The organism is Streptomyces sp. GMY02 (assembly GCF_019056675.1).
In the GTDB taxonomy this organism is placed as follows: Bacteria; Actinomycetota; Actinomycetes; order Streptomycetales; family Streptomycetaceae; genus Streptomyces; species Streptomyces odonnellii.
Genome location: NZ_CP077658.1, coordinates 7896115 through 7919548 on the forward strand (window position 1 = coordinate 7896115; position 23434 = coordinate 7919548).

At 69.0% G+C, this 23434-nt stretch carries 25 protein-coding genes and 2 pseudogenes; 11 read left to right on the forward strand and 16 right to left on the reverse strand.

Annotation, left to right across the window (positions count from 1 at the left end):
• Nucleotides 1–76: 76 nt before the first annotated feature.
• A complete protein-coding gene (locus tag KQY30_RS33645; protein ID WP_217310295.1) occupies nt 77–604 on the reverse strand; it encodes a hypothetical protein in 528 nt (175 codons plus the stop codon).
• Here KQY30_RS33645 and KQY30_RS33650 point away from each other — a divergent pair.
• The 4 genes from KQY30_RS33650 to KQY30_RS33665 all read left to right on the forward strand — a co-directional run bounded on the left by KQY30_RS33650 (nt 599) and on the right by KQY30_RS33665 (nt 3797).
• Nucleotides 599–1282 (forward strand): hypothetical protein, encoded by a 684-nt coding sequence (locus tag KQY30_RS33650; RefSeq protein WP_217310296.1) that lies wholly within the window; start codon nt 599–601, stop codon nt 1280–1282. The genes KQY30_RS33645 and KQY30_RS33650 overlap by 6 nt on opposite strands.
• Nucleotides 1283–1500: 218 nt before the next feature.
• Nucleotides 1501–2430, forward strand: a complete 930-nt coding sequence (locus KQY30_RS33655; protein WP_217310297.1) for a DUF5655 domain-containing protein — start codon at nt 1501–1503, stop codon at nt 2428–2430.
• 169 nt (nt 2431–2599) lie between these two features.
• Nucleotides 2600–3127 carry a hypothetical protein gene (locus KQY30_RS33660; RefSeq protein ID WP_217310298.1) on the forward strand — a complete coding sequence of 176 codons (528 nt, stop codon included), beginning with the start codon at nt 2600–2602 and terminating at the stop codon, nt 3125–3127.
• Between the two features lie 523 nt (nt 3128–3650).
• Nucleotides 3651–3797, forward strand: a complete 147-nt coding sequence (locus KQY30_RS33665; RefSeq protein WP_217310299.1) for a hypothetical protein — start codon at nt 3651–3653, stop codon at nt 3795–3797.
• Between the two features lie 11 nt (nt 3798–3808).
• Here KQY30_RS33665 and KQY30_RS33670 read toward each other — a convergent pair whose 3' ends face one another.
• The gene (locus tag KQY30_RS33670; RefSeq protein ID WP_217311466.1) at nt 3809–4693 is read right to left on the reverse strand and encodes an IS982 family transposase; all 885 of its coding nucleotides are present in this window, start codon (nt 4691–4693) and stop codon (nt 3809–3811) included.
• Nucleotides 4694–5054: 361 nt separating this feature from the next.
• Here KQY30_RS33670 and KQY30_RS33675 point away from each other — a divergent pair, with 361 nt between their 5' ends.
• Together KQY30_RS33675 and KQY30_RS33680 are read left to right on the forward strand one after the other, a co-directional pair.
• Nucleotides 5055–5237 (forward strand): hypothetical protein, encoded by a 183-nt coding sequence (locus KQY30_RS33675; protein ID WP_217310300.1) that lies wholly within the window; start codon nt 5055–5057, stop codon nt 5235–5237.
• Nucleotides 5238–5339: 102 nt separating this feature from the next.
• Nucleotides 5340–6142 (forward strand): annotated as a pseudogene (locus tag KQY30_RS33680) (alpha/beta hydrolase fold domain-containing protein).
• A gap of 159 nt (nt 6143–6301) precedes the next feature.
• On the opposite strand, the gene KQY30_RS33685 reads toward KQY30_RS33680, so the two are convergent.
• On the reverse strand, nt 6302–7138 hold the full coding sequence (locus tag KQY30_RS33685) for an alpha/beta fold hydrolase (protein ID WP_217310301.1): 837 nt from the start codon (nt 7136–7138) through the stop codon (nt 6302–6304).
• A 58-nt stretch (nt 7139–7196) separates the two neighbouring features.
• On the reverse strand, nt 7197–7994 hold the full coding sequence (locus tag KQY30_RS33690) for an alpha/beta hydrolase (protein WP_217310302.1): 798 nt from the start codon (nt 7992–7994) through the stop codon (nt 7197–7199).
• 178 nt (nt 7995–8172) lie between these two features.
• Between KQY30_RS33690 and KQY30_RS33695 the strand changes: the two genes are divergently transcribed.
• Complete coding sequence (locus KQY30_RS33695; RefSeq protein ID WP_217310303.1) at nt 8173–8757, forward strand: TetR/AcrR family transcriptional regulator; 585 nt, start codon at nt 8173–8175, stop codon at nt 8755–8757.
• Nucleotides 8758–8821: 64 nt separating this feature from the next.
• On the opposite strand, the gene KQY30_RS36870 is transcribed toward KQY30_RS33695, so the two are convergent.
• Nucleotides 8822–9070 carry a hypothetical protein gene (locus KQY30_RS36870; protein WP_254407450.1) on the reverse strand — a complete coding sequence of 83 codons (249 nt, stop codon included), beginning with the start codon at nt 9068–9070 and terminating at the stop codon, nt 8822–8824.
• A gap of 465 nt (nt 9071–9535) precedes the next feature.
• Between KQY30_RS36870 and KQY30_RS37560 the strand changes: the two genes are divergently transcribed.
• Nucleotides 9536–9838 carry a hypothetical protein gene (locus KQY30_RS37560; RefSeq protein ID WP_217310304.1) on the forward strand — a complete coding sequence of 101 codons (303 nt, stop codon included), beginning with the start codon at nt 9536–9538 and terminating at the stop codon, nt 9836–9838.
• Nucleotides 9839–10038: 200 nt separating this feature from the next.
• Here the strand turns inward: KQY30_RS37560 and KQY30_RS33710 are convergent, their stop codons facing one another.
• The 3 genes from KQY30_RS33710 to KQY30_RS33720 all read right to left on the reverse strand — a co-directional run bounded on the left by KQY30_RS33710 (nt 10039) and on the right by KQY30_RS33720 (nt 13355).
• Nucleotides 10039–10944, reverse strand: coding sequence for a M48 family metalloprotease (locus tag KQY30_RS33710; RefSeq protein ID WP_217310305.1), 906 nt, complete (start codon nt 10942–10944; stop codon nt 10039–10041).
• Nucleotides 10941–11324, reverse strand: a complete 384-nt coding sequence (locus tag KQY30_RS33715; RefSeq protein ID WP_217310306.1) for a BlaI/MecI/CopY family transcriptional regulator — start codon at nt 11322–11324, stop codon at nt 10941–10943. The genes KQY30_RS33710 and KQY30_RS33715 overlap by 4 nt, the downstream gene beginning before the upstream one ends.
• A 150-nt stretch (nt 11325–11474) precedes the next feature.
• Complete coding sequence (locus KQY30_RS33720; protein WP_217311467.1) at nt 11475–13355, reverse strand: phosphatidylglycerol lysyltransferase domain-containing protein; 1881 nt, start codon at nt 13353–13355, stop codon at nt 11475–11477.
• Between the two features lie 624 nt (nt 13356–13979).
• On the opposite strand from KQY30_RS33720, the gene KQY30_RS33725 reads away from it, so the two are divergent.
• Nucleotides 13980–14159, forward strand: a complete 180-nt coding sequence (locus KQY30_RS33725) for a hypothetical protein (RefSeq protein WP_217310307.1) — start codon at nt 13980–13982, stop codon at nt 14157–14159.
• Between the two features lie 51 nt (nt 14160–14210).
• Here the strand turns inward: KQY30_RS33725 and KQY30_RS33730 are convergent, their stop codons facing one another.
• Together KQY30_RS33730 and KQY30_RS33735 are read right to left on the reverse strand one after the other, a co-directional pair.
• Nucleotides 14211–14702, reverse strand: coding sequence for a hypothetical protein (locus KQY30_RS33730; protein ID WP_217310308.1), 492 nt, complete (start codon nt 14700–14702; stop codon nt 14211–14213).
• Between the two features lie 64 nt (nt 14703–14766).
• A complete protein-coding gene (locus KQY30_RS33735) occupies nt 14767–16872 on the reverse strand; it encodes a cation-translocating P-type ATPase (protein ID WP_217310309.1) in 2106 nt (701 codons plus the stop codon).
• Between the two features lie 149 nt (nt 16873–17021).
• On the opposite strand from KQY30_RS33735, the gene KQY30_RS33740 reads away from it, so the two are divergent.
• Complete coding sequence (locus KQY30_RS33740; protein ID WP_217310310.1) at nt 17022–17399, forward strand: metalloregulator ArsR/SmtB family transcription factor; 378 nt, start codon at nt 17022–17024, stop codon at nt 17397–17399.
• Here KQY30_RS33740 and KQY30_RS33745 read toward each other — a convergent pair.
• From KQY30_RS33745 to KQY30_RS36880, 6 genes and pseudogenes are all read right to left on the reverse strand, one after another.
• The gene (locus tag KQY30_RS33745) at nt 17382–17936 is read right to left on the reverse strand and encodes a hypothetical protein (protein ID WP_217310311.1); all 555 of its coding nucleotides are present in this window, start codon (nt 17934–17936) and stop codon (nt 17382–17384) included. The two genes, KQY30_RS33740 and KQY30_RS33745, sit on opposite strands and share 18 nt — an antisense overlap.
• A 77-nt stretch (nt 17937–18013) precedes the next feature.
• Nucleotides 18014–19486, reverse strand: a complete 1473-nt coding sequence (locus tag KQY30_RS33750) for a SulP family inorganic anion transporter (protein WP_217310312.1) — start codon at nt 19484–19486, stop codon at nt 18014–18016.
• A gap of 88 nt (nt 19487–19574) precedes the next feature.
• Nucleotides 19575–20204, reverse strand: coding sequence for a carbonic anhydrase (locus tag KQY30_RS33755; protein WP_217310313.1), 630 nt, complete (start codon nt 20202–20204; stop codon nt 19575–19577).
• 130 nt (nt 20205–20334) lie between these two features.
• Nucleotides 20335–20721, reverse strand: coding sequence for a hypothetical protein (locus KQY30_RS33760; protein WP_217310314.1), 387 nt, complete (start codon nt 20719–20721; stop codon nt 20335–20337).
• A 331-nt stretch (nt 20722–21052) separates the two neighbouring features.
• Nucleotides 21053–21991 (reverse strand): MerR family transcriptional regulator, encoded by a 939-nt coding sequence (locus tag KQY30_RS33765; protein ID WP_217310315.1) that lies wholly within the window; start codon nt 21989–21991, stop codon nt 21053–21055.
• Between the two features lie 418 nt (nt 21992–22409).
• A pseudogene (locus KQY30_RS36880) lies at nt 22410–22523 on the reverse strand (DUF3093 domain-containing protein); the annotation flags it as partial.
• A gap of 245 nt (nt 22524–22768) precedes the next feature.
• Between KQY30_RS36880 and KQY30_RS33775 the strand changes: the two are divergent.
• Nucleotides 22769–23428, forward strand: a complete 660-nt coding sequence (locus tag KQY30_RS33775) for a hypothetical protein (RefSeq protein ID WP_217310317.1) — start codon at nt 22769–22771, stop codon at nt 23426–23428.
• The last annotated feature ends 6 nt before the right edge of the window (nt 23429–23434 follow it).

Genomic DNA, 23434 nt, shown 5'->3' on the forward strand with positions numbered 1-23434 from the left:
CGGTCGGGCTCAGATCACGCTTCAGAATTCAGCGCGCTGGCGAGATGGCCGACAGGCTGATCATCCTGGCCGAGAATCAGGACTGCTGGGCGTCCTTCGTCGTGGTACGAGGGCTCGGAACCGAGTTCTGGTCCGTGGTCTTCCCCTTTCCGTCCAGCCCCAGGGACTGCTTGATGTTCTCGTAGTCGACGACCGGGGTGCCGATCCTGGCCACCATGTGCCCGTGTGAGGTCAGCATGGCCTCGGCGAACGGGCTGTCCGGCGTGGCGACGCGGGCCCACGAGCGGACCTCTGCTGACGGAACAGACTGCACGATCTCGAAGTCGACCAGGAGGTCCGGGATGTCGAGGTACTTGGGCAGAATCCGGTAACGGGCGTTGTTGTCGCGGAACATCTCCAGAGCCGCGTTCCGCTCCCGGCTCCCCTTGGTGGGGGATCCGGCCTCGATCCAACGAGCGATCAAGGGCGCTTCACTCAACGGCACCGCCTTGGCGAGACGCACGTACTCGGCCTTGGCCGCGCGGTTGCCGCCGCTGGGCAGGTCCTCGTAGATGTCGCACGCAGGGGTGAGGACGAGCCACCAGCCGTCTTGGGGGTCGTGCAACTACGGACACTGCCCCCGGCGCACGGAGCTGGGGGCGCCCAGCGCGAGAGCCTGGCGCGTCAGTGGCGGCATGTGCTGGCCAACCGGCCGTTCCTCGCACTGCCGATGGCCGTACGGGACACGGCGGACGACGAGCGAACCGCGACAATCGGCACCGGCGCGCTGTTCGCCGTCTCGGGCCTGGCCACGATCCTCAGCCAGACCCGCGTCAGCGCCTGGTGCAAACAGCGTTGGTCCTCCAGCAGAGCGATCACCGTCGGGCTGGCACTCATGGGTGCCGCCTTCGTCCCGCTCCTGTGGCCTGTACCAACAACCGGCATCAGCCGGACCATCGGCGCCGTCGCTCCGGCAGTGCTGTGCGGACTACTGCTGGCCGTGGCCACGATGATCGTCTACCCGTTCGAGAGGGACACCATCGTCACCTTCACGCAGAGCCGGCTCGTGGCCACCCACTACGGCCTGTACAACACTATCTGTGGCATCGGTGTGACGGCGGGGAACCTCCTCACCGGCGCCGCTCTCGACGCCGCGGCCCGCGCCGGAATCCCCGCACTGCCCTGGATCTCACTCACGACGCTCGGACTCATCTACGCCGGCGCCATCCACCTGCTGTCCCGGCCCGGCCAACGCTCCGTGGCGGGCAAGAAGGAGGCCGCCGAAATCACCGGACAACCCTAGTCACAGCCGGTACGCCACACCCGCTGCCCCAGCCCGACTCGGCGACCGGTCTGTCAAATGGCGGACGGGTCGGCTGTTTTGCGCGTAACCAGGTCGCATATCGCAACCCCGAGCTGAGACATGGACATCCCCTTCGGACCCATCCGAGGCGGGTGGAGGGAATACCGCGCCGCATCTGTCGATTGGTTCTCGCGTAGCAATTACGCGAGGGGGCACGGGTGACCGATCTGAAGCTGTTCCGGCTCGGCACCGATGGCCGGGATGTCGAGTTGCGTAGTTCGGCGGTGGCGCTGGAGGTGGAATTGCAGCATCGGGTCGAGGCGAGCATGGAGGCGATGCTCGGTGTCCGGTTCCTTGCATCTGAGTACCCGACGGGGCCGTGGCATCGGGGCCGGGTCGACTCGCTTGGTCTGGACGAGAACAACACGCCGGTGGTGATCGAGTACAAGAAGGGCAGCGACAGCGGGGTTCTGTCGCAGGCCGTGTCCTACCTGTCGTGGCTGTGCTCCGCGCGTCATGAGTTCGAAGCGCTGGTCAAGGAGAAACTGGGTTCCGAGACCGCCGAGGCGATCGACTGGCGGAATCCGCGGATGGTCTGTATCGCCGCCGGTTTCTCGCACCACGACCGGGTCGCGGTGCACCGTCTGGACGAGCGGATCGACCTGGTGCGCTACCGCGTCTTCGACGGCGGACTGCTGAGCCTGCTGCTGGTCGAGTCCACCCCTGGCTCGGCCAGATCTGTCGCCTCACGGCGAGATCCTCGGGAGCGTGAGGTGCCGGCCGGTGCCGGCCGGACGAAGTCAGAACTGGCGGCTCTTGACGCGGCGCCTGCTTCGCTTCGGGCTCTGTACGACGAGCTGGACGAGGTACTGGCCGCCTCGGGTGAGGTGGAGGTCGACGTCAAGCTGCACTACATCGCCTACCGGAGGCTGGTGAACGTGGCCTGCGTCGTCTTCCGGCCCAAGAACGAGGAAGTCCTCGTCTACCTGAAGGTGGACCCGGACACCGTGACGCTGGAGGAGGGCTTCTCGCGCGACATGCGCGGCATCGGCCACCACGGTACGGGCGACCTGGAGGTCCGGATCGCCTCAGCAGCCGACCTGGAGAAGGCGGCGCCATTGATCCGGCGGGCGTTCGAGGCGGCTTGACGCAAGAGGAAGGACGGCGGGTGCATCGGTGTCACGATGCACCCGCCGCCCTTTGGCCTCTACGGTCTGTGGGCCCTGGTCTGGGCGTTCTCATGCTCATGCCTCCGGTCCGGCGAGGACGAAGTCGTTCCGGCTGCCGTGGGACCTGGGCGAAGCGCGCGAGAACGAGATGGCCGGCCACGCCGCCCGGATGCTCACCGCGGCCGACTACCAGGTCGACCTCGACCCGCGCCTCGATGCCTCACCTGTCACCACGCCCGCCGGTCCCCACGGCACCCGCGTGCACGGTCTGCACATCGTGGCCGTGGCCGAGCGGCTCAAGGCAGCGGACACGTACGACGCGGCGGCATCCCTGACCGAGCAGGTCCTGGATCCGGTCGACTGTGTACTGGCGAGGCTGAGCGAGTTCTTCGACGCCGCCGAGCAGGCCAACGCCGTCGATAACGAGGACGGCTTCGACCTGGGCGGCCGTTTCACCGACGCCGCCAGGCGGCTCACCGAGATCAGCGAGGACCTCCACGTCGCCAGCGACCGGCTGCGCGCCCTCGGCCCACCCGGCGTACCAAACTGGCAGACCCAGCTCACCGCCTACCGCGAAACAGCCCCACCACAACACGCAGGCGCCCCGGCCACCGTGCTCACCCAGTCCGCCGCCACGGCCCTGCCCACACCGCCGGGGCCCCGGCGGTCCCGCTGACCGCCAACTTCCTTTCCTCGAAAGGCCGCTTCATGTCCTTCCTCCATGAGGAGTACGGCACCGACGCCGAGATCTACCGCAGGCAGTTCAGCACCGAGGTCATCGCCGACAGCGGCAACGCACACGCCCACCGGATCCTGAAGGCGTGCGGCTTCACCGAGAAGTCGATCCGCCCCACTACGTCTGGCACGAACTCCCCGCGGGTCTGGGCGAGGAGGAAGAGGAGAAGGCCCGGTCCACCCGTGCCGTGTGCCTTCTGCGCGCTGCCGGATTCGACGCGAACATCAATGAAGCCCTCCTGTCCCCCACCGCGCACGAGCCGTACTCGCCGAGATCCACCAGGACCACACGCTCCACAGCAGCGCCGCCGCGCCATCGTCGCCCGCCGCCGCAGCACACCCGCCGGCAGGCACTGACGGGATCGCAGCAGTCCCCGCCGCATCCAGCACGTCCACTTCTGCCATTCGGGGCCGCAGTCGCTAGAACCCGGCACCGGTGCGACAAGAAAGGAGAAGCATCCCTCATGCGCCCACAGCCGACTACGGTCACCTTCCAGCGCGCTAACGGCCTTGCCACCGCCCGGATCAACGGCGAATTCTCCGACGGGGAGTTCGCCGCTGCCCTGCCGCACCACGCGGGCTTCGTCCCCGTCGCCCGCCTAGATGAATGAGTCCGATGTTCTCAGTGGTCATAGGCGATGAGTGATCGTTTGGTTTTGGCGCCGGTGGTCCAGTTGTGCCAGATGGCTGTGGCGAGGGCGAGGAGTCGTTGGCCTGTGCGGGCGAAGACTCCGGCTGGGGTGCGGCCGCCGTGCTGTTCCAGGCTGAGCTGGCCTTTGAGGGTGTCGAAGACGGCTTCGATCCACTGGCGGGCCCGGGCGAGGCGGCCGTGCCGGGTGGGCTCGTCCTTCCGGTCGGGCCGTACCAGATGGACGCCGAGGCGTTCGGTGAGGAACGTCTCGAACTCCCGCCCGGCGAAGCCCTTGTCCGCGAGGATCACCTGGCCTGCGCGGACGAGGTGGTGGTCGCGTTCCAGCAGCGCGGTCATCACCTGCCGTTCCCCGGGTTTCGGGTTGGCCAGGCACCAGGACACCGGCATGCCTTCGGCGGTGGTCAGCAGGTAGAGCCGGAATCCCCAGAAGAAGCGGGAATGGGAGCGGCAGTAGCCGTATCCGGCGTGCGCGGCCAGTTCGGAGCGTCTGACGGTCTCGCGGGAGGCCGCGCAGGGCAGTGGTGTGGAGTCGATCAGCCGCAGGTCGTCGTGCCAGGTGGGCACCTGCCTGGCCAGGGCCTCGATGACCTGGCTGATGAGCGGGCCGGCGGCGTTGAGCCGTTTGTTGTAGGCCGACTGCTGGGGCAGGTAGCGGAAGAGGTGTCCCAGACGGGCATGGGCGAAGCGGATCCAGTGCCGGGCCGAGGGAAAACCCAGCAGGACCTGGGCGACCGCCAGGCACAGCAGTTCGGCGTCCGTCAGTTTCGGTGGTCGCCCGATCCGGCGACGAGGGGCCACATGGTCGTCGATGAACACGTACAGTGCCGCCAGAAGGGCGTCCAGGCTGGTCTTCACACCCAAGCCAACGGGCGCCCTTCGCCATGGTCGCGGCCAGCACAAACATCGGACTCATTCATCTAGGACTCGGCTCTGATCGGGTGGGCAGGTCAACCGCGGTCGCCCCGGGGCGGGACTTCGTAGCTGATCCATCCCGTGCCCCGCCGGGCTGCGCACGGGTGCATGCAGTGCTTCGCCGCGGCACCGGCCAGCGGCCGGTGCCCCGCACCGGCGGACGCCAGCGCGCTGTGGGGCCGCTGGAGTACGTCGTTTCAAGCATTGCGTACCAACTCCTGCCGCCAACCGCAGGGTTCAGCTCTCCGCGTCCAAGGCCAGGAGCGGATGACGCCCTGTCATCACCCGTCCATGAAGGAGTGAGATGACCGACCAGACGACAGCAGACATTCTCGGCGCCGCGCCGCAACGGCCGCCTTTCGACGCCGAACTCATCCCCGTGGTCAAAGCGTATGCCGCGATCATGCCGCGGTGGTCGCAGGAGAGCCTCGCGGCTTACCGGCAGGCGGGGCCGAGGGGATGCCGGGAGCGGAACCGCTTGATCTGACGGCGGGCGGGCGCGTTCGGGTGGAGGAGCGCCAGGTTCCAGGGCCTCAGGGCGCCGGACCTCACGCTGCTGATCCTCAGTCCGGCCGCAGACCGTGGACCTGTGGGTGGCATCTTCCACATCCACGGCGGGGGCATGGCCTGCGGGGACCGCCGCACGGGTGTGGATGCCTTCCTTCCATTCGTGGTCGAGGGCCGCGCAGTCGTAGTGTCAGTTGAGTACCGCCTGGCCCCCGAACACCCCGACCCCGCCCCCATCGAGGACTGCTACGCCGGGCTTGTGCGGACGGTGGAGCACACGGTTGACCTGGGCTCGCCCCCGAGCGCCTCCTCATCGCCGGGGTCAGTGCTGGCGGCGGACTGGCGGCCGGCACCGCGCTGCTCGCCCGCGAGCGGGCCTTCTCCCAGCTGAGCCACCAAGTACTGATCTGCCCCACGCTCGACGACCGCTTTGAGCCCCACAGCAGCCGCATGATGCGGGGCGAGGGGACCTGGGACCGCGACGACAACCTGTTCGGCTGGACCGCCCTGCTGGGCGACCGCCGCGCTGGCCCCAACGTGTCACCGTACGCCGCACCGGCCCGGGCCGAGAACCTCACCGACCTGCCCCGCACCTACCTCGACACCGGTTCCGTCGAGGTTTTCCGCGACGAGATCCTCACCTACGCCCGCCGCCTGTCCGAGGCCGACGTGAACGTCGACCTCCACATGTGGGGCGGCGGTTCCACGGGTTCGACGCACTGGCTGCAGACCCCCGGTGTCGCGGGCCTCCGCCGCCACCCGCGAGGAGTTCATCCGGCGAGCCTTCGAAGGCTGAGCCGCCGGCGGCCGGTGCGCTCTCGACGGCCGGGCGGTGCGAAGGGAAACCGCTCACGAGTTGGCCGGCCTGACGGCTGGCCTCCGTGACGCGATGGCCACCGGAGTGAGGGTCCCTCATGGCCAGCCTCCTGATCCTCCGCCACCACAGGTGGCCCCGGATCAGCCCCGGTATCCGAGCGAACGTCACACGGCGCGCCTATCGTGGGGGCGGCCGTACGGGAGTTGTCCCGTACGGCCGCCTTAGGGTTACGAGGTGTGGCGCGCCGCGTCCTCGATGACGTCCTTCACCGTGGCGGGGTGGGAGATCATGGACAGGTGGGAGGCGCGGACCTTGGTCACGGTCGCACCGGCCCGCTTGGCCATGAATTCCTGCGCCGCTGCGGGCACCGCGTGGTCGGCGGTTCCGATGACGTCCCAGCTGGGGATAGTCTTCCAGGCCGGTGCGCCGGACGGCTCGTCGAGCGTGGATGCCGCCAGCGGCCGCTGGGCGGCGGCGATGGTGGCGGTCTGCCGGGCCGGGAGGTCGTTGGCCATGATGTCGTGGAACTTCGTCGGCTTGAGGTAGGCGTCGACGACGCTGTCGGCGGAGGGCACGAAGTCGAGCGCGTCCGGCGTGACGTGGCTGCCCGGGAATTGGGCGGTCAGTCCGTTCAGGGTGTCGTCCTGGGCGGGGATGTACGCGTCCACGTAGACGAGCGCCTTGACGTCGGTGTTGCCCGTGGCGGCGTTGGTGATGAGGAATCCGCCGTAGGAGTGTCCGACCAGTACGACCGGTCCCGGGACGGTCTTGAGGTAGCTGGCGAGGTAGGCGGAGTCCCCGGCCACGCCGCGCAGCGGGTTCGGGGGGACGCGGACGGTGTAGCCGTCGTGTTGGAGCCTGCTGACGACGCGGTTCCAACTGGAGCCGTCCGCCCACGCGCCGTGGACGAGCACGATGGTCGGCTTGACCGCCGGGTCGCCGTGCTTCCCGTCCGCGGTGGCGGATGCCTGCGTGGCGGGAAGAACCCCCGCGGCGAGGGCTATGGCAGCGCCCGCCAGGGCGAGTCGGACTCCACTCTTGGACAGTCTCCGTGGTGATTGCATGAATTTTTCCTTCCGTGAGTGTCGGGGTTCGCCGCGGGAGCGGCGTGGGGTGTGGGGTTCAGAGGCTCTGGTGCATGAGCCAGGTGAGGGTGAAGTCGGCGATCTGACGCCAGCCGTGGTCGAAGGCGAGGGAGTGGCCCCGGTCGGGGAATGCCTGGTAGTCGGTTGTGGCGCTCGAACCGGCATAGAGCTTGTACGCGGCCTTGGCGACGACCTCGGGGACGGTGTGGTCCTTGCCGCCGCCGATGATGAGCAGGGGTCCGCGATCGTCGTTCCTGGTGTCCACCGCCGCCGGCGAGTTCTTGCTGAAGTTGGCGGTGCTCGCCTCGAAGAGGGGTTTTCCGGGGCCGGGGATGGCCCAGCGGTCGAACAGTTCGTCCGATTCGGACTGCGGGATGGCGTTGCCGAAGCTGTAGCGGAACTGCTTCCTGGTGAGCGAGATGGCCTTCTTCTTGTTGCCGGGCCTGGAGAGCACCGGCAGGCCCGAGCGGATCTGCGCGAGCGGTACGGGTTTGACGCCCCTGATCTGGCCCGGGTCGATGGCCACGGCGGCCGACGCGTTCCCGCCGGCCAGCAGCTTCTGCGCGATCAGGCCACCGAAGGAGTGGCCGATGACGATCGGCTTGGTATCGAGGCCGTCGATCACGCGCAGGTAGCCCGCGGTGATCTCGTCGATACCCCGATTGCCGACGGCGGTGGCGTTCCTGCGGGTCTCGGCCACGGTGTCGGAGTCGCCGGGCCATCCCGGGGCGATCGGGTCGTAGCCGACCCGTCGGAAGAGGTCCAACCAGTTCCGCCAGGAGTCCGAGTGGATCCAGAGTCCGTGGACGAAGACGACCGGGGTTGATGTGGACATGCTCGCTTGCCTCCAGCCCGCCTAGGTAGACTAACTAGTAACTCTACTTGACCCTAGCACGCCTCTCGCGGCGCGAACCGCGCACGGCGCATTCGCGACGGGGAGAGGATGGAAGGGTGGATCACATGACGCAGCAGCACGTCGAGACGACAGGTACGAGCACGGACGGGGTCGCACGATGACGCCCACACTGTCCCGGGGCGGCCAGCCGTCGATGCGGGAGCGGATCATCGAGGCCGCGGCGGAACTGTTCTACGCGCAGGGCATCCGAGCCGTGAGCGCCGAGAAGGTCATCGCCAAGGTCGGCATCACCAAGGTGACCTTCTACCGGCACTTCCCCACCAAGGACGAGCTGATCGTCGCCTACCTCGAACGCCGCGCCGGATGGGAACGCGGCGCCGTCGAGGCGGCGCGCCTCGCGGCCGCTGGCAAGGCATCCGAGGTGTTCCGCATCATCGCCGAGGGAATCGGAGCCGAGAGCTGCTCACCGGGCTTCCGAGGATGTCCGTTCATCAACGCGGCGGCCGAGTACGCCGACGCCGAGCACCCGGTCCGGCAGGTCGTGCACGCCCATCGACAGTGGTTCAAGGCGACCATCGAGGAGATGATCCAGGAGCTCGGCGTCACCGATGTCTCCGTCGCCGCCGACCAGTTGGTGATGCTGCGCGACGGAGCAATGGTCGGGGGCTACCTCGGCGACCCTGGGACCATCGCCAAGTCGCTCTACGATGCCGGCCGCGCCATCCTCGCGTTCCACAGCTGACCCCGAGAGGTGGAAGCCACCGGCTTCCGCCGCGGAGGGCGGCGGTTCTGCAGTTGTACAGTCTTCAGTCCCGGACAGGAGAGTCGACCTCTTGCGCGTGCTCGATGCCAAGATCGCCAGTCTGCCTGAGCGTGAACTCTTCCAGGCCGGCGAGTACCGTGCCCACGGACGAGAGCGGAACGGCCTCCACGGGTGCGGCTGCCTGGCAGTACTGGGCGAACTGCTCCAGGTAGCTGGACTCGCCTGCGACTGTGGCCGCGGGGTTGCGTTCGGCGACGTGTCGGGCGCCCGAGTCGACGCCGGGGCGGGACATACCGCTCTAGGGAGCGGACGAAGGCGTGGTGGAGCGGGCCAGCAGCATCGGGGTGGAGGTGCCGTCCTCTGCGTCGTGTGTCAGGGCGCTGTGGCGGAGCCCGGTGGAGCGTCCAGCCGTCCAGGTCCTCGATGTACTCGGATGAGGCGAACAGGTTCGGGGAGCAACTGGCACTGGACCAATCAGCCTCGCGGCGCTGTCCGGCTCATCGAACGGAACCTTGAGCGCCTCGCAGTGGAGGCTGGCTCCAGTGCCGCGTTCGCGACAACGGGTCCGGTCGCACGAAATCGCCGAGACTCGCTCCCCGAATAGCGCGCGCCTCGAATAGCGCTCCCCGCCAGCTGGAGCCTCCCCCTGGACCCCAACGCGGCGTGAGGCGTACGCGAACGACCAGCGGCAGACGACCAGACTCGTCGCGGTCACCGCCCGCTCCAACAGGCAGGAGTCGGACCAGGACCCCTTCGAGTGGCTGGCGCCGGCGTCGGCGGCGCTGTGCCGGTACGCCTCGGAGTGAACCGCGACCAAACTCCGCTGCGACTCGCCGCCGACCAGGACGAGCACGACCGCCTGCTCGACATCGCGGCCGACTGCGGCAGGACCATGGTCACCTACACCCCGGCACCGTATCGAGCGTGGGCCCTGCTGCGCTCCCAACGGCGCAGTGCGTCGGCGAGGGGGCAGCAGACCCAGCCAGAGAACCTGAGCCTCCGGCCCAGATTCCTCCGCCCGCCTGCCCCGCCCCCGCAGGCGGGAGCGGCATCGGCCTGACCATTGCCCGCGGCATCGCCCGAGCGCACGGCGGCGACATCATGGCCACATCCCCGGGCCTCGGGAGAGGAACGGCCCTCACCGTACGGCTGCCTCTTGGGCCCACAGGAACCGCGTAGCGGCCTTGCAGCCGTACACCTTCGTCGCGTACCGCTGATCGTCGAAAGCCCGGGCACAGCCGCGTATTGGTGTGTGCCCTTCTACAGGTGAAGCGCGTGTTCCAGGAGTTCGAGCAGGTCGTCGGTGGCGTCCATGGCGCCGAGGGCCGGGAGGATGCCGAGGGCGAGGGCGAAGGCGGCGATGGGCCACAGGTGCGGGGGTGGGGCGGTCTGGAGGGCCGCGATGCGGCGGATGACGGCGCCGTCGGTGAAGTTCAGCGCGCGGACGGGGCGCGGGCGTTGGACGATGAGGGCGGCGCGGGCCAGGGCCCGGGCGGCGGTCTGACGGTCCCCCGCCGCTTCCGCTGCTTGTTCGTCGGCCCATCGTTCGATGAGGAACGTGACGGTCGTACGCGTCGGCGTGAGCAGGGGATTGGCCGCAGCGGCGAGGGCGACGGCATACGCGTACAGGGCGTGGCGGTGGGTGAGGTGGGCGCGTTCGTGGGCGAGGAGGACTCGGCGCTCGGCCGGGCGGAGGGCGCCGAGCATGACGGCGGTGACCAGGATGCGGCCGGGCCTGCCGTTGGCGGCGGGGATGGCGAAGGCCCGCGGGGTGGCGGAGGCCGCGACGATGAGTTCGGTGTCCGGCGGGTGGCCTTCGCACAGGCGGTGCAGCGTGCGGCGGGTGAGGTACTCGGCGCGGACGGCCTTGTACAACCGGTGGGCGATCAGGCAAAGCGTAAGGATTGCGACCAGCGCGATGGCCTCGGGGACCGGTTCTGCCAGGTCGCGGCCGTTTTCGCGGGCCTCGGCGGCCACCGGCGGGACCTCGCCGACGAGGGTGAAGGCCAGCAGGACGAGAGCCCAGGTGGTGGCAGCCGCGGTCAGAACGGCCGAGGCGGTCAGGACACGGGCGGCCAGCGCGGGCGCCACCCGCCTGCCCACCTGCCCGCTGATCGCGGGGAGCAGCAGTGACAGGACGAGTGGGCCGTAGACGTCGATCCTCATGGGCTGCTCCCGCCGAGGAGGTCGCGCAGGGCGTGCTCCTCTTCCGGGCTCAGCCCGGTGACGAACTGCTGGAGTGCGGCGATCGGGTCGGGGCCGCGGTCGAGCGCCTGATGCATGGCTTCGGCGGTGAGCTCGGCGGCATTCTTCGCCGGCCGGTACGCGCCCCGGCGCCCGTCCACATCGCGCAGGACCAGGCCCTTGTCATGGAGGCGTTTGAGGATGGTGTGCACGGTGTTGTACGCGAGGTCTCCGCCGAGTTGGGCCTGGATCCCGGCCGGAGTGAGCGCCTCGTCCGTCGCCCACAGGGCGGCGAGGACCTCACTCTCCAGCTCACCGGCGCTCCGCCGTTCCGCTCTGCCGCGGGGTGTTGTGCCTGCCATGTCGCCACCTTACAGCGCGTAGTGTTTCTGCGGGTTCGGTGGGTTTGGTGGGGAACGTGACAACGCTGGCCATCGCCGATGGCAGGGCTGGTTCGCCGCGCTGTGCGGTGGGCGGCAGTGATACGGCTCGCCGCGTCCAGGCTTTGTCGATCAGCGGGTTGATGAACTGCTCGTCGGGGAGCTGCGGCGGTGATCCGGGGCCGTACCGCTGTGCGGACGCTTGGCCGGCTTCCCGCCGAAGTGACCGTTTCCGTGGGGCAGTTGGGCCGGGGAGTCCGGCGCGGGGCTGGTGTGCCGGCGGCGGAAGAGCGCGGGCAGGCCGGGTACGGTGAGGAAGCCTTCCGCACGGGCGCTTGCGACGACGATGCGCGGGACCTCGCTGCTCTTCTCGAACAGCAGATAGCGCGGTTCCCAGACCGGCCGGTACTTGGCGTTGGCCCGGTAGAGGGACTCGATCTGCCACCAGCGGGAGAAGAAGGTCAGCACCGAGCACCACAGGCGCAGTACCGGTCCGGCGCCCAGGCGGGAACCGCGTTCGAAGACGGACCGGAACATCGCGAAGTTCAGTGACACCCGCTCAACGCCCAACTCCTCTGCCCGCAGTAGCAGTTCGACCACGGTGAACTCCATGAGTCCGTTCTCGCAGTCGCGGTCCCGCCGCATCAGATCCAGCGACAGCCCCTGCTCGCCCCACGGTACGAAGTTCAGCAGGGCCCGTGGCTCGCCCCGGCCGTCGCGGCACTCCAGCATCATGCAGAGGCCGTCGTCCGGATCGCCAAGACGCCCCAGGGCCATGGAGAAGCCGCGCTCACCCCTGCCGTCCCGCCAATGGTCCGCTTTCTCGATCAAGGCTGTCATGTCGCACTCGGGAATGTCCGCGTGGCGGCGGATACGCACGGTGTACCCGGCCCGGCGGATGCGGTTGTGCGCCTGCCGGACCCCGCGCATCGCACGTCCGTCGAGGGTGAAGCCGGCCCGGTCCACGATGGCTTCGTCGCCCAGTTCGAGGGCGTCCAGGCCGTGCCGGGCGTAGATGATGCCGGCCTCCTCGCTCGCGCCCATCACGGCCGGTGTCCACGCGTGACGACGGGCTTCCTTGAGCCACTCCTCGATCGCGCCGGGCCACGCTTCGGGGTCGCCGACCGGGTCGCCGGAGGCCAGGGTGACGCCGCCGACCACCCGGTAGGCGATCGCCGCCTTGCCGCTCGGGGACCAGATGACGGCCTTGTCGCGGCGCAGTGCGAAGTATCCCAGTGAGTCGCGTTCGCCGTGCTCGGCCAGCAGTGCGCGCAGGCGCTTCTCGTCGTGTTCACCGAGCAGTTCGCGACTGCGCGGCGCGCGGAAGCACGCGTAGAGAACAAGGAGGAAGGCCGCGGCGATCAGGATGTTGATCAGTACGTCCACCCAGCGCGGAGCGGCGACGGTGTCGAAGCGGTCGGCAAGGGGTCCGATGCTGACCCCGCGCAGCAGGGTGTAGGCGATCCGGTCGCCCAGCGGCGCCCCGGTCACACGGTTGGTGGCGCTCACGAGCAGAGTGCCGACGGTGCCGCTGACCAGGACGCCACCGACCAGCACGGCCAGGGCCAGCCTCGGATTGGAGCGGTCTCCGACGGCCGTGAACTCCCTGCGCCCCAACAGCAATGCGACGACGAACAGACCGGTCAGCAGGACGGAGAACCAGTTGAAGGCGTGCCTGCGGTACTGCTCCTGGGCCAGGGCCAGGACGTAGAGCACAAACAGAAGGCCGGCCAGCAGCATGTTGAAGATCCACGCCGCGCGTTTACGGCGCCGCATCACCGTGGCGAGGAACAGCGCCAGCGCCGCAGAGACCAGAGCGGCGGTGGCCAGGTAAGGCGTGAAGTACTCGCCCGCGTTGTGCTCGTGGATCTCCTCACGGAACGGCACCGAGACGACCGCCACCAGATTGAGCAGCGCGACCAGCCGCAGATACCAGACCGTGGCCGCGGCTGCCCGCGACCGCAACCGTGAGCCAACGAGCGGGCGTCCGACGCGACCGAGGACAGGGCGCAAGGAGGAGTTCCCCTGCTGGGAGATCGGTACGGGCTGCTGAAGGGGCACCGTGGCGTCACCTTGCGAAGAGGCCGGGAGTACCGGCGTGGACGGGAGACGGGAAACGGGACACCGCCTACGGGAGCCTGCGCCCGTCCTCGGGTAGGCGCAGGGAGCGCTTACCGGGACAGCACGGGGGTTGGGGCGCCCGCGACCAGTCCGCTGCCGAGTGCCTGATGCATGACCTGGATGGTCAACTTGGCGGCACTCTTCACCGGTTCGTATGCGTAAGACCTTGCAGCAGGAGGATCTGTCCGCCGCGCGGCTGGATCTCCTCGACCTCCGCACTGCACCGCTGAGCAGGACTCGATGACTTGTTCATATTTTTCTCTCCCGCTCCATCCTTCACCCTACACCTTGTAGGGTGACTGAAACTCTACATCCTGGAGGGGCAGGGGCGGATACTGACCAAGACCTCTGTCGCCCTTCGGGGAGCCGCGGGGGCGCTCCTGGACCGTGGCCTCGCCTCCGGCGACCGTGTGCTTGTGCCGCTGCCCACCGGTCGCGACCATCTGACCGCGCTGCTGGGCTGTCTGCTCGCGGGTCTCGTTCCGTGCACGGTTGTGGTGTTGCCGAACCCGGCGGATGAGACCTCGGTGGGCGTACGGCAGTATCGCGCTGACCGCGACCACCGCCCCGCCCGGCTACCCCGCGGCAGCCGCCCTGCTGCTCAAGGGCAGCTCGTACGGCGTCGGAAAACTGCCGGCCGTCTCGCGGCATGGCTGCCGTACATGTCGGCACCCGACGCCCGCTGACCTCGCGTAAAGGTGTGTCAACTGCTTGCAGCTGACTGCCTGTTCCTCAGAGGTCGCCGGTCTACGGCCGTCCCTGAGGGTCGGCTGAAGCGCCGGACGGGTCCGAGGGCGCAGGGGAACCGATGCCGCGCAGTTCCTGGAGTTCGCCGCCGACTTTCTTGCGGAGCGTCTTGAGTACGGCCAACTCGCCGCTGATGGCCCATCTCGGCCCCACGAGATAGGTCCCGCCGTACATGCTCGCGGCGTCGAGCCATGACCGTTTGAACTTCTCGGCCGGGAAGGTCGTCACGATCCAGTTGCCCTGCGGTGTGACGCATACCCCTTCGCGAAGTTCATCCGCCTCGGTGCGCAGCTCGACGGTGCAGTTCGTCATGGAAGCGATCTTCTCGACATTGGCGGGTGCGGCGGTCACTCGGCTGCCGCTGCTCCGCACCTGGGGGCTGCTCTTGCTCTGCGGAGGCGAAGCCGCCGAACAGCCCAGCACGAGCGGAGACATGAGGAGTACCGCGAGGAGCGCGGCGGTACGCGGGCGGTGCGAACGATGGGCCGTCACCGGTTGTCCCTTCCACGGGTGGGGCTGGGCGTACCGAGAGATACGAGTGGCGGCGGCCGTTCGTTCAGTGCTGGGCTGAGCGAGGCGTGATCGCGATTACCGGGAGTGGCCGGCCGGGCGAGATGTCTGCGCTGCCGTTGGTTGTGGCGCACTCCGCGCAGCAGCCGCCGCCGTCCTGGTTGGCCGTGTCCGCCGCGGGCAGATTCGCCCGGTTCGGTGTGAGCGGTGCGGAAGAGAGCGTGTCCATCCCGGGGAGCGGCGTCGTGCGGGCCGCCCGGACGGCGTTGGCGATGACGACGACCTCGGCGAGTTCATGGATGAACACCACGGTGGCCAGACCCAGTACGCCGAAGGCGGCCAGGGGAACGAGGGCTGTGATGATGGCCAGGGACATGCCGATGTTCTGGATCATGATGGTGCGGGCCCGGCGGGAGTGGCGCAGCAGTTGGGGCAGGTGGCGCAGGTCCTCGCCCATGAGGGCGGCGTCCGCGGTCTCGATGGCGACGTCGGTGCCCATGGCGCCCATGGCGATGCCTATGTCCGCGGTGGCGAGTGCCGGGGCGTCGTTGATACCGTCGCCGACCATGGCCACGGTGCCGCGGGGCCCGGTGGTCTTGAGCTCGGCGATGTGTGCGGCCTTGTCCTCGGGGCGTAGATCGGCCCGTACGTCGTCAATGCCGGCCGCCGCGGCGAGGGCGCCGGCGGTGCGGGTGTTGTCGCCGGTGAGCATGGTCACCCGGACCCCGATGCGGTGCAGTTCGCGTACGGTCTGGACGGCTTCGGGCCGCAGTTCGTCCCGTACGGCGATCGCGCCCAGCAGTGTGCCGTCCCGTTCGACAAGGACGACGGTGGCACCTTCGGTCTGCAGGCGTTCGACATCGGCGGCCAGCGGTCCCGGTTCGATGAACCCGGGGCGGCCGAGCCGCAGTTGTGCTGTGCCGATACGACCGGTGAGGCCGTGGCCGACAACTGCGATGACGTCGGTGGCGAGCGGGACGTCGGTGGCGGCGCTGATGATGGCTGCGGCCAGCGGGTGTTCGCTGCGTGACTCCGGCGCGGCGGCGAGTCGCAGCAACTCGGCTTCGGGGGTTGGGGCGTTGGGGACGGTGGCGATGACACGGGGTTCGTTACAGGTCAGCGTGCCGGTCTTGTCGAGCGCCACCGTGTGTACGGCACCCAGTTGTTCGACGGCGAGTCCGCCCTTGACCAGGGCGCCGGTGCGGCCCGCCGCACCGATGGCGGCCACGATCGTGAGCGGGACGGCGATGGCCAACGCGCACGGCGAGGCGGCGACGAGTACGACGAGCGCGCGCTCCAGCCACAGCAGCGGGTCCCCGAACAGCACGCCGAGCCCGGCCACCAGAGCGGCGAGGACGATGATGCCGGGCACCAGGGGCTTGGCCAGACGGTCGGCGAGCCGCTGTCCACTGCCCTTGCGCTCCTGCGCCTCCTCCACGATGTGGACGATACGAGCGAGGGAGCTGTCCTTGGCGAGCGCGGTGACCTCGGCCTCGATCGCGCCGCCTCCGTTGATGGCGCCCGCGTACACCGTGTCGCCGGGGCCCGCCTCGACGGGTATCGACTCGCCGGTGATCGCTGACACATCCAAGCTGGTGGTCCCGGTACGGATGATGCCGTCGGTCGCCGCACGCCCGCCCGGGCGGAGCAGCATGATGTCACCGAGCACCAAGGCAGCGGGAGCGACCCGTACTTCGCGGCCGGCACGCAGGACCGACGCCGTGTCGGGGACGAGGTCGAGCAGCGCCCGCAGGCTGCGCCGGGTACGGACGACGGCGTAGTGCTCCAGGCCTTCGGCGATCGAGAAGAGCACACCGAGCATCGCGGCCTCGAAGAACTGGCCCAGCCCGACCGCGCCGAGCGCGGCGATCGTCATCAGGGTGCCGACGCCGATGTGCCGGTGTTTGACGACGTTACGTACGGACGCGGGGACGAACGTCGACGCGCCGGCCACCACGGCGGCCAGCTCCAGCACCAGCTCCGCTGTCTCCGCTCCGGCGAGGCCGCTCAGCCACCCCGCTCCGAGGAGCACGCCCGCCACTGCCGCGAACCGCAATTCGCGGACCTGCCAAAGCCGTAGCGCGCCCGCTTCGTGTTCCTGGTCATCGGCGGCCGTACCCGCCCCGGCCGGTGCGCAGCACTCCGCGCCCATCGTGATCCCCCCTCTCCTGTACGACACCGTCCGCCACGTCCCTCGTCGAGGTGGCTGGTCCCGCCCATCAGTATCAACATACTAACGAATATTGATATGAAGTACTAGCGGTAGGCCGCTCGCGTATCAACAAGCGTTAGGATGTTCAAGTGACCCCGGAGAGTACGGATTCCTGCGACCTGCTGTGCCTCGACCTGCCCGTGGCGGAGGGGATCCGCAGCCGTGTCTCGAAGACGCCGGACTTGGAGGCAGCCGCGTCGGCAGCCAAAGCCCTTGCGGACCCCACCAGACTGAGCATCGCCGTAGCTCTCGCCGAAGGCGGGGAACTATGCGTCTGCGATCTGGCCTGGGTCGTCGGCCAGGCACAGAATCTTGTCTCCCATCACGTACGACTGCTGCGTACCGCCGGCCTCGCCGCCTCGCGCCGCGACGGCCGCCTGGTCATGTACTCCTTGACCGACCAGGGCCGCCATCTGCTGCACGTACTGACCGAGGCGATGAAGAGTTCCTCAGCGGTCCTTCGGTGATTGCCCGAGGTCCTTGTCGCCGATCGCTTCGGTGATCCGGTCGAGGTACTCCTGGGCCCGACCGAGAAGGTGTCGGCAGCGCTCGACGGCATCGTGCGCGGCCGGCTCCGCGCTGGAATGATGTGCCAGGGGGCCGAGCAGGGCATCGGCGCCCTCTATCAGGCAGAATGCGGCCGCCGCCCAGCCGTCGACGGTCAGGTCGTCCTCCCCTCCCGTACTGACCGGAACCGACCAGGGCGCGACCGAGCCGGCCATGATCTCGACCCGCGCGCAGGTGAACCGGAGCTCTTGCAGAGCGCGGCGGGGCTGGTCTTCGGCGAGCGGCCATTCGTACGCGCTGACGAGATAGCCGTAATCGTCACCGCCCTCGGTGGCGTCGGCGAGGCGGGTTCCCGCCGTCCGCCACAGCAGCGCCCACAATGCGGCACGCCGAAGTCCCGCGTCGTCGCTGTGCGCCTGGTGCAGGCGGCCAGGTACCTCGATGCCGAGATCGTCGAGCGCCGCACGTATCCGGGCCTCCTCATTGAGCAGGTCCAACAGTCTTTCCTTCCAATGGGGTTGGCGGCCCGGCGCCGGGAGGTGCCGGGCCGCCGAAGGAGGTGTCGCGGTGTGGATCAGACAGCCGCGATGACGTGAACCCGTTGTGGTTCGTGGGTGTTGTGCTGTTCGGCCCAGGCCAGGAGTGCTGTGGTGCAGGCGTGGTCCTGGTGGCGCAGTTGTGTGAGGTCGAGGTGGATGGGGCGGTCGGCGGGCAGGGAGCCCAGTGTGTCGAGGAGTTTCGGCAGACGCAGGAAGGTCGCGTAGCCGGTGATGCGGACCAGAAGTGGTCCGGTGTCGTCGTTGTGAGTGACGTCGATCTGGATGTGTGAGATGTCCCAGGCGGTTTTCACCACGGACAGTGCCAGGCCGATCAGCACGCCCTCGAACATGTTGACGGTCACGATGGCGGCGGCTGTGGTGAGGAGGATGACCGCCTCGCCGCGGTGTGCGCGCCACATCGGACGTACCTGCCGTATGGGCAACAGCTTGAATCCGGCGTGGATGAGTACGCCTGCCAGGGCTGCCACCGGTACAAGCCCCAGCACCGCGGGGAACAGCGCTGCGAACAGCAGCAGCCACACGCCGTGCAGGACCCGGGACGCCTTGGTCTTGGCTCCCGCCTGGACGTTGGCCGCGCTGCGGACGATCACCGCGGTCATGGGCAGCGCTCCGAGCAGCCCGCACACCGCGTTGCCCGCGCCCTGGGCCATCAGTTCCTTGTTGAAGTGGGTACGGGGACCGTCGTGGAGGCGGTCGACGGCGGCGGCACTGAAGAGGCTCTCCGCGGAGGCGATGAGAGTGAAGGCCACAACGGTGGCGAGCGCGCCGAGCCCGGTCAGTGTCCCGGCCTCTTGTGCGGAGGGGAAGTTGACGGCGTCCAGGAGGCCGCCGACCTCGACGGTGGTCACCGGCAGACCGAGTGCGCCCGCGCCGAGCGAGGTGATCAGGACCGCGGCGAGTGCGCCGGGCACCCGCTTCAGCGCCCCGGGCATCCACCGCCACAGCGCGCACACGGCGATGGTGGTGCCGCCCAGAGCGAGCGCGGAGGCGGCAGCCGGTGAAGTGGTCACTTCGCCGATCAGCGCGGGCAGTCCGGCGATTTTCCCGATGCCTGAGGCAGGCGCCGGGGTGTCGGCCAGCGTGTACAACTGGGCGGCGATGATCACCAGCCCGATGCCGGCGAGCATTCCCTCGACGACGGCGACGGAGATCGCGCGGAACCAGCCGCCGAGCCGCATGGCGCCGAGTGCGATCTGGAGCAGCCCGGTGGCCAGCACGATGACGCCCAGCGCCGGCAGACCGTAACCGCGGACGGCTTCGGCCACGAGGACGGTCAGCCCGGCGGCGGGCCCGCTGACCTGAAGACTGCTGCCGGGCAGCAGACCGGTGAGCAGACCGCCCACGATGCCGGTGATCAGCCCGAGTTCGGCGGGCACGCCGGAGGCGACCGCGACGCCCACGCACAGAGGCAGGGCGACGAGGAAGACGACGAGGGAGGCGGGAGCGTCGGTACGCAGCACGTTTCCGACGGCTTTCCATTGAGGCATGAGGGTGTTGTTCCTTGTGAGCGCGTGGTGGGGGGGACTGGCCGGCTGGAGGCGTCTGGGGCTCAGGCGCGGCGGCACATGGGCGTATTCACAGCGGCCGGAATACGCGGGAAAGCTGGGAAGACACCAGGACCTGGCCGCTGTCGACGGCGTAGAACCAGCCGTGCAGCCGCAGGCGGCCTGCCGCGAGACGCCTGGCGACGCAGGGGTAGCTGCGCAGTTGGTCCAGTTGTGTCACCAGGTGCCGTTGCGCAATCGTGGTCGGATCTTGGTCCGTCTCTTGGTACGTCGGTGTGTGATTCGTCGACGTACTGGTAGGAGCGGGGGAGGGGCGATGTCCGGCCCAGGACAGCCATCGCTGAACGAGCGGCAGTGATTCGACGCTCCGCCGGTTCACCAGTCCCTCGACGGCGCCGCAGTGGGAGTGACCGCAGCCCACGATGTCAGGGACATTCAGCGCCTTGACGGCGAACTCGATGCCGGCGGCCACGCCGCAGGCGGCCTGAGCTCGGTAGCGAGGCACGATATTGCCGGCGGTGCGTAGTTCGAAGAGCTGACCAGGGCGGGCACCGGTGACCAGGGAGGGAACGACCCGGGAGTCCGAGCAGGAGATGAACAGGGCGAGTGGCCGCTGGCCATGGGCCAGTTGGGCGAACTCTTGCCGTCGATCGGCGATCGCGGCTGGGAAGTTTCGGGCATGGTCGATGAGCGGTTGCATGGTCGGCCTCGTGCTCGTCGTACGGATGAGTGCGCGTACGGGAGGCGTTCACAGCCAGTGGGCACACCTCAGCGACGGCCCGCGAGAGGCCGGAGCAGGAAGGTGCGGGGGCTGGAGAACGCGGGGCCGCTCAGCAGCGGAAGGTCTGCAGTGTGCTGGGAGTGGGCGCGGCGGCGCCGGTGGGGCGGTGTCTGTCGCGGGCCGTCGCGGGGTGGGAAGCGGCGATGGCGTCGTGGGTTTCCGGGACAGCGCCGTCCGTCTGACTGCCGTCGACCGCTCCCAGGGCCAAGGGGCTGTTCTGCACCCGGTTGGGCAGCGCGAGAGGATCCTGCTGATCGTCGTGAAGGCTGCTCGGCGCCTGGACCTCGAACATCAGATGCGGGGTACTGTGCACTTGGTCCTGCGGGTGGCTCGCCGCATTGACGCGAGGAGCGGTCCAGGCGTGGTGCGGGGTGACGGCGTGCACCAGGACGGCGGCGACGAGCATGAGCAGAGCCGCCACTGCACGACGTACCACGGGCACACCTCCCTCGACCGGCTGCCGTTGTGGATACGTTACCGTCCACGCCCGGACCGTCACGCCCAACTCCCGTGTTCCCTTGATGTGATGGGGAGCACGATCTGGAACTCGTCGGGCTCGCTGCTATGAGAGCACCAGGCGCGGTCGGCCTTCACGACAAGGTTTCCGCCTAACACTGGATCCAACTGCGGACCACCAGCCCGATCGAGCCGCACCTCGTCGCCCTCGACCGTGCCCGAGCCCGGTTCGAACGAGGGCAGCTCGTCGGACGCGCCGAGGCCCTCGCGGCATGACCGCGGGGCCGGGTGGAGGTCGCGTAGCAGTGAGGCTATTGCTCGGTGCCGGCGCGCAGGGCCTCGATGAACCAGGCGAATACTGGCGCCAGGCTCGGCGGGACGGGCCATCCGTTGATGACGGCCAGGAGGTGCCAGTAGCGTTCCGCGCGGGGGTCGTTGGCGATCTCCAGGCGTGTCAGCAGCCAGTGGCGCAGTTCGGTGTCGTCGGCGCGGCCGAAGACCTGGGCGTAGCGGGTAGTAAGGGCGTCGATGTTGGGGGCGGCCTCGGCGGACGCCGGGTCGATGCCGGCGTCGAGGGCGTGGCCGACCCTGTCGCGGACGGATTCGGTGAGGTCGTGGTGCAGACCGGTGGTGTCGCCCTGGGCACGTTCGTTCGCCTGGTACTCGGCCATCCGGCGCACGGCGGCGCGGAAGTCCGCGTCCTGGGTGAGTTCGGCGAGTTCCACCCAGGCGTCGACCTGCTCGGGTTCAGGGTCGTCCGGAAGGCCAGGCATGGCCGTACGCATCATGTCCACGAAGTCGGGGTTGGCGTCCAGGCCCCCGAAGGTGTCGTCGATGAAGTCGTTGACGAGACGCCGGCGTTCGTCGTCGGAGAGTTTTGCGAGCTTGTGCATGAGGTCCATTTCCTCGGGGGTGGAGCCCCGCTTGGCCACCGCTCGCAGCACCGCGCGCCGCAGTCGAAGGGTGCGGATCTGCACCTCCAGAGCGTCGGCATGCGCCGCCGCGACCTCGGGCACCGAGATCTCCCGGTCCAGCACCTGCCGGATGACGGCAAGGTCGAGTCCCAGGTCACGCAGTGTCCGCACCAGGTCCAGACGCGCGAGCGCACTGATGTCATAAAGCCGGTAGCCGGCCGGGCTGCGGCCGGTCGACGGCACGATCCCCGTGTCGGAGTAGAACCGGATGGTCTTCACCGTCAGCCCGGTCCGCCGGGCCAGCGCCCCGATCGTGTAGAGCGTGTCGCCGTCCATGCCCTCACCCTTGTGTCTCCCCCTACGGGAGACTCAAGTCCATCTTCCAGGGGCTTCCGTCACCCTGCTCGGAAGGCGTACTCGCCCCACCCGCAGGTATTGGCAATTGTTCGTTGGGGTGCTGGGGCTGTGCGAGCAGAAAGCAGCAACACCAGCCGTTGATGACGCGTCAGCCAGAAACGCTGGTCCCTGATCAGAATCGTCCATGGCCGCCCAGAATCCGGGTCTTCACGGTTCCGTCGCCCCGGCGGTTCTCGCCTCCGCCTTCCTCACCTCGCTCGTCGGCGCCGACGCGCACGCGTTGCGGGCGGGACTCAACCTGGGAGCACACCGCAAGCGCGATCAGGACGGTGGCCAGGCAGGCGGACCAGCTCAGCGGCGCGCGCAGCCGGGGCCCACGGCGCCCGGCGTGCTGGTCTGTACCGGCCACCAGCCCGCCGATCATGGGCAACAAGCCGTAGGGAAGAACGATCAGGACGATCGCGACGCCGACCAAACCGGAGATGAGCCGCCAAGAACGCGGAGCGGACAATCGCGCGTCGTAGTCCGCTCGTCCTGGTCGTGCATGCGTGACAGCCTGACACGGTCCCGCTCAGGTCAGATGTTCGGGTGTATGGGCGGACAACCCCGAGTCGGGACAGGCGGGGTAAGCCGCCGCGATCGGCCCCAGTACGCTACAGCGAAGGGCAACAAGCCAGTCAGGGCAACGCCCTTGGCCCGGTGCGACAGACGCCGTACGGCCTTCGCCGCCCCTACCTGCCTGGAAGCTGTGACGCGATGCGACCGACGACACCCGCCACTGGGCCGGGCGTGCAGCGCCCGTCCGGTGTTGTGCGGGCGGCGGGTTTCGCGGCGCTGTGTGTGCTGCTTCCACTGCTGGGGCAACGGGCGTTCACCGGCCACCTGCCCTCCGGCATCGCGTTGTGGGGGTTCATCGCGTTCACGGGCGCAGCAGCGGCCTTCTTCGCCCGCCGCCCGCTCTCGCACCAGCAGGCCCTGGCGGCGTTGGCCGGTGCCCAACTCGCCTTCCACGCCGCCTACACCCTGCCCGGGGCCTGTGCCGCTGCCGGATCACGGACCGCCGCACTCTGGCTGGAGCACACCACGGGCAGCAACCATCCCGGCTGGGAAATGCCGGCCGCCCACGCGGTGGTTGTCGTCCTCGCGGTGCGCCTGCTCGGTGTCGCCGACGCCCTGCGTCAGCCTCTGTGCTACTTGATCATCACGGTGCGTGAGCGGGCCGCCCTGGTGCGGGTGCGCAACATGCAGGTATGTCCGGCCTTGCCCCTGATTCCGGTGGACGGGCCTCGCGCGGCACCGACGGGTTTCCGCGCACCGCCCCGTCGCCCGGTCCGGGCCCCGCCTCGTCGCCGACAGCAACCACGCACCCTGCTTCCCATCCGGCTCGTACCGGGCGGCGGTGCTCTGCCGGCCTGACGGCCG